This window comes from Rhodococcus sp. T7 (assembly GCF_009872365.1).
In the GTDB taxonomy this organism is placed as follows: domain Bacteria; phylum Actinomycetota; class Actinomycetes; order Mycobacteriales; family Mycobacteriaceae; genus Rhodococcus_F.
Map to the genome: position 1 here is coordinate 21,651 of NZ_WXYH01000011.1, position 12,137 is coordinate 33,787.

At 69.1% G+C, this 12,137-nt stretch carries 3 protein-coding genes and 1 pseudogene; all 4 read left to right on the forward strand.

What is annotated here, in order from left to right:
- Positions 1–2 precede the first annotated feature (2 nt).
- Complete coding sequence (locus MLGJGCBP_RS01520) at positions 3–1,607, forward strand: amidohydrolase (RefSeq protein ID WP_160093800.1); 1,605 nt, start codon at positions 3–5, stop codon at positions 1,605–1,607.
- Positions 1,597–3,300: an apolipoprotein N-acyltransferase gene (gene lnt, locus MLGJGCBP_RS01525; protein WP_160093801.1), complete on the forward strand. Its 1,704-nt coding sequence runs from the start codon at positions 1,597–1,599 to the stop codon at positions 3,298–3,300. The genes MLGJGCBP_RS01520 and lnt overlap by 11 nt, the downstream gene beginning before the upstream one ends.
- Positions 3,227–4,009, forward strand: coding sequence for a polyprenol monophosphomannose synthase (locus MLGJGCBP_RS01530; RefSeq protein WP_160093802.1), 783 nt, complete (start codon positions 3,227–3,229; stop codon positions 4,007–4,009). Before lnt ends, MLGJGCBP_RS01530 begins: the two co-directional genes overlap by 74 nt.
- Before the next feature lie 386 nt (positions 4,010–4,395).
- Positions 4,396–11,993, forward strand: a pseudogene (locus MLGJGCBP_RS54125) (amino acid adenylation domain-containing protein); the annotation flags it as partial.
- Positions 11,994–12,137: the final 144 nt, after the last annotated feature.

The window sequence follows — 12,137 nt, forward strand, 5'->3', positions numbered from 1 at the left end:
GGTTGCCTGTGACTACACAACTGCTGGTCGGCGGCCGAATCTACAGTTCCTTTGCACCAGACGCCACGTCGATGGCAGTGACCGACGGAGTCGTGTCGTGGGTCGGCGACGACCGCGCGGCCCGCGCGCTGCACCCCGGCGCCGAGGTGGTCGACCTCGGCGGCGCGTTCGTCACTCCGGCGTTCGTCGACACTCACGTGCACGTCACGGCGCTCGGCCTGAACATCGTCGGACTCGACCTGGTGGGGGTCGGATCGCTCCGCGAGTGCCTCGACCGGCTCGCGTCCTTCGCCCGCACCCATTCCGACGCGGTCATCTGGGGACACGGCTGGGACGAATCGGCATGGCCGGAAGGTACCGGCCCCACCACGGCGCAACTCGACGAGGCCGCCCCCGGACGCACCGTGTACCTGTCCCGGATCGACGTCCACTCGGCCGTGTGCTCGACGGCCCTGCGCCGGTCGGTTCCGGGCCTGAGCGAGACCTCCGGGTTCTCGTCCGAGGGACCGCTGACCTTCGAGGCGCACCACGCCGCCCGCACCGTCGCCCGCTCACTGCTGACGGCCGAGCAGCGGTCCGCCGCCCGCATCGCCGCGCTCGACGCCATCGCCTCGCGCGGCATCGTCGCGGTCCACGAGTGCGGCGGACCCGACATCGCCGGACTCGACGATTTCCGTGAACTCCTCGCTACCCCGCACGGCGTCGAGGTCCGCGGCTACTGGGGTGAGGCGGTCACCGACGCCGACGAGGCCGGGAAGCTGCTCGACGCCACCGGCGCGCACGCGCTGGGCGGCGACCTGTTCATCGACGGATCCCTCGGCTCGCACACGGCGTGGCTGAGCGAACCGTATGCGGACCTGGACGGGGGAACCGGCAAGAGCTACCTGGGAGTCGACGAGATCGCCGCCCACGTGCGCGCCTGCACGATCGCCGGAATCCAGGCCGGGTTCCACGTCATCGGCGACGCCGCCGTCCGGGCCGCGGTCGACGCGTTCGCCGTCGTCGCCGACGAACTGGGCGGTCCCGCGATCGCGGCGGCCGGGCACCGACTCGAGCACGCCGAGATGATGACCGGAGACGACGCGGCGCGCCTGGCGCAGTGGGGTGTGATCGCCAGCGTCCAGCCCGCATTCGACGCCCTCTGGGGCGGAACCGACGGCCTGTACGCGCAGCGCCTCGGAACCGATCGCGCCCTCACTCTCAACCCGTTCGCTGCCGCCGCTTCCGCTGGGGTGTCGCTCGCGCTGAGCTCCGACGCACCGGTCACCCCGGTGGAACCCTGGGCGATGCTGCGCGCCGCAGTCCACCACCGCACGCCCGGCAGCGGGATCTCCCCCCGCGCGGCGTTCTCGGCGGCCACCCGCGGTGCGTGGCGTGCCGGTGGGGTCCGCGACGGTCTCGCCGGGACACTCTCTCCGGGCGCACCGGCGTCGTACGCCGTGTGGGATGCGGGCGAACTGGTGGTCAGTGCCCCCAAAGACTCCGTGCAGCGGTGGTCGACCGATCCCAGGTCCCGGGTGCCCGCCCTTCCACGTCTCGAGGACGACGCGCCCACGCCGGTCCTGCTGCGTTCGGTTCACCGGGGGAGCGTCGTCCATGAGCGGTAGCACGACGGCACGCTGGACCACCGGAAAGCGAGGCGTGCTCGTGCGCTCCGTCCTGTCGGTCGCCGCGGGATTCCTCGTCTTCGCCGGATTTCCGCCCCGCCCCCTGTGGTTTCTCGCGCCCCTCGGCATCGCCCTGCTGACGCTGGTCCTCACCGGTGCCGGCGGTGCGGCGCCGCGGCTGCGCGCGGGGTTCGGCTACGGCTACCTCGCGGGACTCGGTTTCCTCGTGCCGCTGCTCCCGTGGATCGGGGTGTTCGTCGGCGCCCTCCCGTGGCTTGCGCTCGCAGCGGTCGAGTCGCTGTTCATCGGACTGTTCGGGCTGCTCGCGGTGCTGGTGTCGCGGCTGCGCTGGGCGCCGCTGTGGATCGCGGCGTGCTGGTCGCTGACGGAATGGCTGCGGGCAAGTGTGCCGTTCGGCGGCTTCCCCTGGGGGCGGTTGGCGTTCGGTCAGTCCGAGGGCTGGTTCCTGCCGCTAGCGAGCATCGGGGGTTCCCCGCTGCTCAGCTTCGCCGTCGCGCTGACCGGTGCCGGACTGGCGTCCGTCGCGGTGACGGTGGGGGCCCGGGCAAGGGGCGCCGCGAACTGGGTGCGGCCGCTCGCGGGCGGTCTGGTCGCCGCCCTCGCCGCGACGGTCGTCTCGCTCGCGTTGTGGCCGACGCTGCCGGGAATGGACTCGGGGGACCGGACGATCACCGTCGCCGCGATCCAGGGCAGCGTCCCCAAACCCGGCCTCGACTTCAACGACCAACGCAAACGCGTCCTCGACAATCATGTGAACCGCACCCTCGAGCTCGCCGACGACGTCGCGTCTGGCGCGGCACCACAACCCGACCTCGTCATCTGGCCGGAGAACGCATCCGACATCGACCCGCTGCGCAACGCCGACGCCGCCGCGGACATCTCCCGCGCATCGGAGGCGATCGGCGCACCCATTCTGGTGGGAGCGGTGCTCGTGAACTCCGACCGCACCACCACCAACTCGGTGATCGTGTGGGACGGCGACGCCGGACCGCAGGAGCGGCACGACAAGAAGATCATCCAGCCGTTCGGTGAGTACCTGCCGTACCGCGGATTCTTCCGGCACTTCTCCTCCTACGCCGACCGGGCGGGGAACTTCGTTCCCGGTGACGGCGACGGCGTCGTGCACGCGAACGGGATCGCCGTCGGCGTCGCGACCTGCTACGAGGTGGCCTTCGACCGGGCGTTCGAGCAGTCGGTACGTAGCGGCGCCGAACTCCTCGCCGTCCCCACCAACAACGCCACGTTCGGCGACACCGAGATGACCTACCAGCAACTGGCGATGTCGAAGGCGCGGGCCGTGGAGCACGGGCGCGCCGTCGTCGTGGCGGCCACCAGCGGTGTGAGCGCGATCATCGGACCCGACGGATCCACAGTGCAGCAGACCCCACTCTTCGTCCCCGCGGCCCTGGTGTCGCAGGTGCCGCTGAGCACCGGTACTACGCTGGCAAGTCGGCTCGGCCCGATTCCGGAGATTCTTCTGTGTCTCGGCGCCGTCGCTGCCGTCGCGTTCGCCGTGGTGCAACGACGACGCACCGTTCGCACACCGATTCACAGCAGTACCGAGAAGGCGCCGGCAGTTGCCGGCAGGGAGGATCCTCATGGCATCGGAGACCGATTCCGGGCAGAGCGGGGCACCGAGCGCACGGACTCTGGTGATCATTCCGACGTATGACGAGCGGGAGAATCTCGGCCTGATCGTGCGGCGCCTGCACGCGGCGCTGCCGCGGACACACGTTCTCGTCGTCGACGACGGCAGCCCCGACGGCACCGGCGACGTCGCGGACGCCCTCGCGTCGAACGACGACGCCGGTCGCATCCACGTGATGCACCGGACGGAGAAGAACGGTCTCGGCGCCGCCTACATCGCCGGCTTCCGGTGGGGCCTGGACCGCGACTACACCGTCCTCGTCGAAATGGACGCCGACGGAAGCCACGCCCCGGAACAGTTGCATCGCTTGCTCGATCAGGTCGATGCCGGCGCCGACCTCGTCCTCGGGTCGCGCTACGTGCCGGGCGGCACGGTGGTCAACTGGCCGAAGCACCGCGAGTGGCTGTCACGCGGCGGGAACATCTACTCCCGGCTGGCGCTCGGCGTGAAGATCAAGGACATCACCGGCGGATTCCGCGCATACCGCCGCGAGGTGCTCGACAAACTCGACCTCGCCGCGGTGGAGTCGCACGGCTACTGCTTCCAGGTGGACCTGGCGTGGCGGACCATCCAGGAGGGCTTCACGGTCCGTGAGGTTCCGATCACGTTCACGGAGCGCGAGATCGGCGAATCCAAGATGAGCGGCGGGATCGTCCGCGAGGCCCTCCTCAAGGTCACCCAGTGGGGGCTGCGGAACCGGATCGCCAGGATCAAAGGCGTGGCTGCCAGATAGCGCCCCGGTACCAACCGCTGCCCCATTCCTTCGACAGAAGGAGTGGGGCAGTGCTGGGTTAGGTGCTCCAAAACGTGATACCCAGGGGTAAAGCGCCGTTCGCCCACATTCTGAGACGCCCTGAAACGGTTTGCACCGCACGTCCGATAGGAACCTGAAGCGTACTCCCGGGTAAGGTTCGGTTAATTCCCAGGTTCGCAGGTCACTATGAGTTTCTTGGGTGGCCGGTGGGTTCATCCCACCGCCGGAGTGGGAAGAGGACGTACAAGGTGGTCGAAGCTGTGCCGGGTGGTGACGTGACCGCCGTGGATCGTATTCCGGACGGTGCATTCCCACTCTCCACCGCTCAGCGGGGGATGTGGTTCGCCCAGCAGCTCGATCCCGACGTGCCCGTCAACATCGCGCAGTGCGTCGAATTGGTGGGTGCCCTCGACGTCACGCTGCTGTCGGAGTCGCTGATCGCCGCAGGCCGCGAACTCGGCTCCGCCTTCCTCCGCCTCGTCGAGGTCGACGGAGTTCCCTATCAGCTGGTCGATCCGACCCTGGACGCGTCCGTCAGGTTCGTCGACCTGCGGCACGAGCCCGATCCGAGGGCGGCGGCCAAGGAATGGATGCGGCAGGAGTACACCACTCCGCTCGATATGTGCCGCGATCGGCTCGTCACCTCGGCGGTCCTGTGCACCGGGCCGGATCGTCATTACTGGTACAGCCGTGTCCACCACGTCGCGCTCGACGGCATGGGATCGATGACGCTCATCGACCGGACCACACAGCTGTACACGGCGGCCGTCGAGGGGCGCGCCGTCGCGCCGTCCAAGGCTGCCGCACTCACCGACGTCGCCCGCGCGGACGACGACTACCGGACGTCGTCGCGCTACGCCACAGACCGGGAGTACTGGTCCGAGAAGGTATCGACCATCGGCGAACCGCACAGCCTCGTCGACCGGACGTCGCCCGCGCGGGCACGCAGCCGCACGACGGGCGGCCAGATCCCCGGCCCCCTCGTCGACCACCTCGACGCCGCGACGGACCGCCACGACTCGTCGGCCGCGTTCGAAGTCATCGCCGCCTTCGCCGCCTACCTCGCCCGGATGACCGGACGCGAGGAGGTCGCCGTCAGTCTGCCCGTCACCGCGCGCACCACCGCGCTGCTCCGCCGCTCCGGCGGCATGGTGTCCAACGTCGTCCCGCTTCGCCTCCATGTGCCCCCCGACATGACGAACACCGATCTGGTGACAGCGGTCCGGCTGGAAGTCACCGCGGCACTCCGCCACCAGCACTACCCGCACATCGACATCCGGCGCGACGCGGCCGCCGAGCACCAGGGTTTCTACGGCCCCCTGATCAACGTCATGCTGTTCCACGACGAGATCACCCTCGGCAGCATCGTCGGCCGACTCGAACTGCTGTCCACCGGTCCGGTCACGGACCTCGCGGTCAACATCTATCACGGCGTCGCCGGCACCAGCCTCACCCTCGACCTCGAGGCCAACCCCGACCTGTACTCCGAAGACGTCCTCGACGCCCACCACGCCCGCTTCACCCGATTCCTCGGTGCCTTCCTCACCTCCGACACCGGCACGCTGCACGGATGGGCGAGCAACGGGCCGCCGCGACTGATCGGCGACCTCCCGATCCTCGACGAGGACGAACGCCGCAGCCTGGTACCGGCCACCGGACGCGCCGGATTCGCACCGGTCACGCTGCCGGACCTGCTCGTCGGCGCCGTGCGCAGCAACCCGGACGGCGACGCCCTCGTCGCGCCCGGGCACGGACTCGCCGCCGACACCCTGAGTTACCGCGCTCTGGACGAGGCGTCGAACCGGCTGGCCCGCCTCCTGATCGACCTCCAGGTCGGCCCGGAGGTCATGGTGGCGCTGGCGTTGCCGCGGTCGCGGGAGTCGGTGTCGAGTGTGTGGGCGGTGGCGAAGACGGGAGCCGCGTTCGTTCCGGTCGATCCGAGCTATCCGGCTGACCGCATCGCGTTCATGCTGGAGGATTGTGGTGCGCCGATCGGTATCACCACCGCCGCGTGGCGGGACGGTCTGCCGGAGTGCACGCACTGGATCGTATTGGACGACGACGAGTTTCGGGCGACCGCGGCGGCGTATCCCGCGGATGCGGTCACGGACGCCGATCGGACGCGGGCGTTGTCGGTCGATCATCCGGCGTATGTGATCTACACGTCGGGGTCGACGGGCCGGCCGAAGGGTGTGGCGGTTTCGCATCGGGGTGTGGTGAATCTGGCGGCGGACGAGCGGGACCGTCTGGTGGTGTCGGCGGATTCTCGCGTGTTGCATTTCGCGTCGCCGAGTTTCGATGCGTCGGTGTTCGAGTTGGTGATGGCGGTGTGTGCGGGGGCGACCCTGGTGGTGGCGCCGACCACGATCTACGGTGGCACCGAGTTGGCGGAGTTCCTTGCCGAGCAATGGGTGACGCATGCGTTCTGCACGCCGGCGGCGTTGGCGTCGCTCGATCACCGCGGTTTGGACCATCTGAAAACGGTGGTGGTGGCGGGGGATGTGTGCCCGCCGGAGTTGGTGGCGCGGTGGGCGCCGGGCCGGATCATGGTCAATGCGTACGGTCCGAGTGAGACGACGATCATGTCGTCCGCTACCGGACCGATGGCGCCCGGGCAGTTGGTGAGTATCGGGTCACCGACCGTGGGTGTCGATCTCGTCGTCCTCGACCACCGGTTGCGTCCGGTCCCGGCCGGCGTGCGCGGTGAACTCTACGTCCTCGGCTCCAGTCTGGCTCGCGGCTATGTGCATCGGGCCGGGTTGACGGCGGAGCGTTTCGTGGCGAGCCCTTTCGGCACCGGCGCGCGGATGTACCGCACGGGTGACGTGGTCCGCTGGGTGACCGCCCCGGACGGGCCTCCGGTCCTGGAGTTTCTGGGCCGCAGTGATTTTCAGGTCAAGATCCGGGGGTTCCGGATCGAATTGGGTGAGATCGACGCCGCGCTGGCTGCGCATCCGGTGGTGGAGTTCGCCCACACGGTCGGCTGTGACGACGAGAGCGGGAACAGTCGCCTGGTCTCGTACGTGCTGCCGGCGCCGGCAACCGACGTCGACATCCGGGTGTTGTCGGAGTTCGTCGGAGAGCGTCTTCCCGGGTACATGGTGCCGTCGTCGATCATGGTGCTGGATTCGCTGCCGCTGACCCCGGCGGGCAAACTCGACCGGGGCGCCCTGCCTGCACCGGTCTTCGCCGCACGTTCGGCGGACGTCGTGCGCCCGAGGACGGTCACCGAGGAGATCGTTGTCGGGATCTTCCGCGACGTCCTCGGCCTGCCCGAACTGAGCGTCGACACCAGCTTCTTCGACCTCGGCGGCAACTCGCTGACGGCCACCCAGGTCGTGTCCCGGGTGAACACCGCCCTCGGTGTGCGGATCGGGGTCCGGGACCTCTTCCAGTCGCCGTCGGTGGCGCAACTGGCGGTCGCGGCGGCGAACACCGGCCCGCGGGCCGACTCGCGTCCGGTGCTGGAGGCGCGGGAACGACCCGCTCACGTGCCCCTCTCCGTTGCGCAGCAACGCATGTGGTTCCTCAACCAGTTCGACACGGCGTCGCCTGCGTACAACCTGCCGATCGCCCTGCGACTTACCGGCGCACTCGACCGGGACGCCCTGCGAGCGGCGCTCGGCGACGTCCAGGAACGGCACGAGGCGCTGCGCACCGTCTTCCCCGACACCGCGGACGGTCCCCACCAGTTGGTCGTGCCCGTCGTGAGCGTGCTGGCCGAGACGGATCCGATCGACGTCGACGCGGAGTCGCTCACCGTCGCGGTGACGGCCCTCGGCGGTGCCGGATTCGACCTCACCACCGACACACCGCTGCGCGCCGGGCTGTTCCGGGAGGCGCCCGACCGGCACGTTCTCGTTCTCGTGGTTCATCACATCGCCGCCGACGGCTGGTCCATGACGCCGCTGGCCGCCGACGTGATGCTCGCGTACGCGGCACGCGCGGCCGGTCACGCCCCCGCCTGGGCGCCGCTCCCGGTGCAGTACGCCGACTACAGCCTCTGGCAGCGTGAACTCCTGGGGTCGGAAGACGACCCGAACAGCCTGTCCGCCAGGCAGATCGACCATTGGCGGTCGGTGCTTGCCGGAGTGCCCCAGGTGATCGAACTGCCCACCGACCGGACCCGGCCCGCCGAGATGTCGTATCGCGGTGGTCGCGTCGAGTTCACGATCCCCGCCGACGTCCATCGGCGTCTTGCGGATCTGGCGCAGAGCACCGGCACGACGTTGTTCATGGTCACCCACGCAGCCCTCGTGGTGCTGTTCCATCGCCTCGGCGCCGGGACGGACATCGTCATCGGTACCCCGGTCGCCGGACGCGGCGAGGAGGCGCTCGACAACCTGGTGGGCATGTTCGTCAACACCCTGGTGCTTCGCGCGACCGCCGAGCCCAGCGACACGTTCGAGGAGGTTCTCGACCGGGTCCGCGACGCCGACCTCGCCGCATTCCAGCACGGCGACGTCCCCTTCGAGCGCCTCGTGGAGGTGCTCAGCCCCACCCGGTCGTCCGCGCACCATCCGCTGTTCCAGGTCATGCTCTCGTTCCAGAACACCGCGCCGACCGCCGTCGAACTGCCGGGCCTCGAGGTCGCGGCGACAGAAATCGACGTCCACGTCGCGAAATTCGACCTCCAGTTGACCGTCACCGAACGGTTCGTCGAGGGAGGCGCGCCGGGTGGTCTCGCCGCCGGTTTCGATTACGCCACCGATCTGTTCGACGAGTCGACCGTCGCGTCGATGGCCGAGCGATTAGAGAACCTGTTGCGCTCGGTCGCGGCATCCTCTGCGACGGCGGTCGGTGATCTGCCCCTGCTCCACGCCGCCGAACGCGACCGCCTTCTCGGCACGTGGAACGACACCGGGCACCACGTGCCCGCGATAAGTCTGCCCGAACTGTTCGACGCGCAGGTCGCCCGTACCCCGGATGCGGTGGCGGTGGTGTTCGGCGACGTCACGCTGTCGTATTCGCAACTCGATCGCCGCGCGAACAGTCTGGCGCGCCATCTGATCGACCGCGGGGTGGACCCGAATCCCGTGTCGGGCTGGCAATGCGGCGCTCACCGGACCTGCTGGTGGGCATGTACGCGATCGTCAAGGCCGGCGGTGCCTACGTGCCGGTCGATCCCGACCACCCGACGGACCGGATCGGGTATGTGCTCGACTCCGCACAGCCCGTCTGTGTGCTCACCACCTCGGCCGACCGCGGCGCACTTCCCGCGGGTTCGTCGTTCGTCGAGATCGATCGGATCGCGCTGGATTCCTGTTCCGGCGAACCCGTCACCGACTCCGACCGACTGGCACCGCTCCGCCCCGACAACCCCGCATACGTCATCTACACCTCGGGCTCCACCGGTCGGCCCAAGGGGGTGTCGGTGCCGCACCGCGGGATCGTCAATCAGCTCCTGTGGATGCAGTCGGAATACGCGCTCACCGAACGGGACGTGCTACTGCAGAAGACCGCAACCACCTTCGACGTATCGCTGTGGGGTTACTTCTGGCCGCTGCACACGGGCGCCACGATGGTGCTGGCCACCCCGGACGGTCACCGCGACCCCGAGTACCTCGCTCGGGTCATCGACGAGCACGGTGTCACGGTCACGGACTTCGTGCCCTCGATGCTCGACGCCTTCGTCGCGTCCGTGCCCGCCACCTCGTGCGCCACTCTGCGGCACGTCTTCGTGATCGGCGAGGCGCTGCCCCCGGAGACCGTCACCCGGTTCCGGGCGCTGTCCGGTGCCGGACTGCACAACCTGTACGGGCCCACCGAGGCGGCAGTCTCGGTCACGTACTGGGACACCGCGGCCACGGTCACCGGCACGGTGCCGATCGGCATGCCCGAGTGGAACACCCAGGTCTACGTTCTCGATTCGCGTCTGCACCCGGTTCCCCCCGGCGTTGCCGGTGAGCTGTACCTGGCGGGCGAGCAGCTGGCCCGGGGTTACCTCGGCCGCGTCGATCTCACCACGGACCGGTTCGTGGCCAATCCGTTTACTGCCGGCCTGCGTATGTACCGCACCGGCGACCTCGTGCGATGGACGTCGGCGGGTGCACTCGAATACATCGGGCGCACCGACTTCCAGGTCAAGTTCCGAGGCCAGCGCATCGAGCTCGGTGAGATCGAATTCGTGCTGCGGGCGCAACCGTCGGTCACCAGCGCCGCCGTGCTGGTCCATTCCGATCCCGGCACCGGCGATCATCTGGTCGCGTACGTCGTGCCCGAGCCGGGACACGACCTCGATACCACGCGACTTCGGGAGTGCATCGCCGCGTCCCTGCCGGCGTACATGATTCCGGCGGCGCTGATGGTCGTCGACGAATTCCCGCTCAATACGAGTGGAAAGCTCGATCGTCAGGCGCTGCCCGCACCCGAATTCGGTGGTTCCGCCACCGAGTACGTGGCCCCGCGCACGTCCGTCGAGGCCACCCTCGCGGTGATCTTCGCCGAGGTTCTCGGTCTCGACCGTATCGGCCTCCGGGACAACTTCTTCGACGTCGGCGGTAACTCGCTCGTCGCCACGCGGGTCACCTCGCGTATTCGGGCCGAGTTGGGTGCGCCGCTCGCCCTGCGTGACCTGTTCGATGCCCCCACCGTCGGGGCGCTCGCGGAGCGTATCGAGGGAACAGTGCCGACGGCACCACGTGCCCCACTGGTCGCCGCCGCGCGTACCGGACGGATTCCGCTGTCCCCGGCGCAACGTCGCATGTGGTTCCTCAACCAGTTCGATACCGCATCCGCGGCCTACAACATGCCCTTCGCTTTGCGCTTGTCCGGCCCTCTCGACGGCGACGGCCTGCGTTCGGCGATTCGCGATGTCCTCGAGCGGCACGAGTCCCTGCGCACCCTGTATCCGGACTCGAACGACGGTCCCCATCGGGTGATCGTCGGCGCCGACGAGGTGTCCCTGGATCTCGCCGTGCAGCCGATCACCGAGGCCGAGCTGCCGGCGCGACTCGTGGAGCTCGCCACCGAGGGCTTCGACGTCACGGCGGCTGTGCCGCTGCGGACGGCACTGCTGCGACCGTCCGTCGACGACGACGACGAGTACGTGCTGGCCGTGGTGGTGCACCACATCTCCGCCGACGGATCGTCGATGGCCCCGCTCGCACGTGACATCCTGCTCGCCTACACGGCGCGTACGGCCGGCCGGGCACCGTCGTGGCCGCCGTTGGACGTGCAGTACGCGGACTACAGTTATTGGCAGGCGGAGTTTCTCGGCGACGAGACCGACGGTCGGTCGCAGGCCGCCGAGCAGATCGAATTCTGGTCCGCGGCGCTCGACGGCATCCCCGACCTGCTGGAGTTGCCTGCCGATCGGCCCCGCCCGGCCGTGCCGACGAATTCTGGTGCGACGGTCCCGTTCTCGGTCGACGCTGCCACGGCGAAAGCCGTCGCCGACCTCGCGGCCCGCTCCGCTGCCACGCCGTTCATGGTGTGGCACGCCGCGCTGTCGGTTCTGCTCTCACGGTTGTCGAACGCGGTGGACATCACCGTGGGCACGCCCGTCGCCGGCCGCGGCGAACCCTCTCTGCAGGACCTCGTCGGCATGTTCGTCAACACTCTCACCCTGCGCGCGCGAGTATCCGGAGACCTGTCATTCGCCGACCTGCTCGCGCAGGTCCGCGAGTTCGACCTCGCCGCGTTCGCGCACGCCGATCTGCCGTTCGAGCGTCTCGTGGAGGTACTCGAACCCGCCCGGTCCACAGCCCGTCACCCACTTTTCCAGGTGGGTCTGTCATACGAGAACTTCGAACCGGGAGTGCTGGAACTACCGGGTCTGACGGTGAGCGCCGTCGACATGAATCCGGAGATCGCGAAATTCGATCTGAACGTGACGCTCACCGAGATCCGAGACGAGCGCGGCACCGTGTCCGGTCTCACCGGTGCGTTCACGTATGCGGTCGATCTGTTCGACCGTGACACGGTGGAGTCGTTCGTGGACCGTTTCGCGCGGATCGTGGCGGCGGCGCTGGCCGATCCGGGCACGGCGGTGGGGGATCTCCCGGTGCTGGATCACCGGGAACTGGTTCGCATACTGCGCGAATGGAACGCCACGGACGTGGAGGTGAGCGAGCGGCCCTACCTCGCCCGCTACGACGAGCAGGCA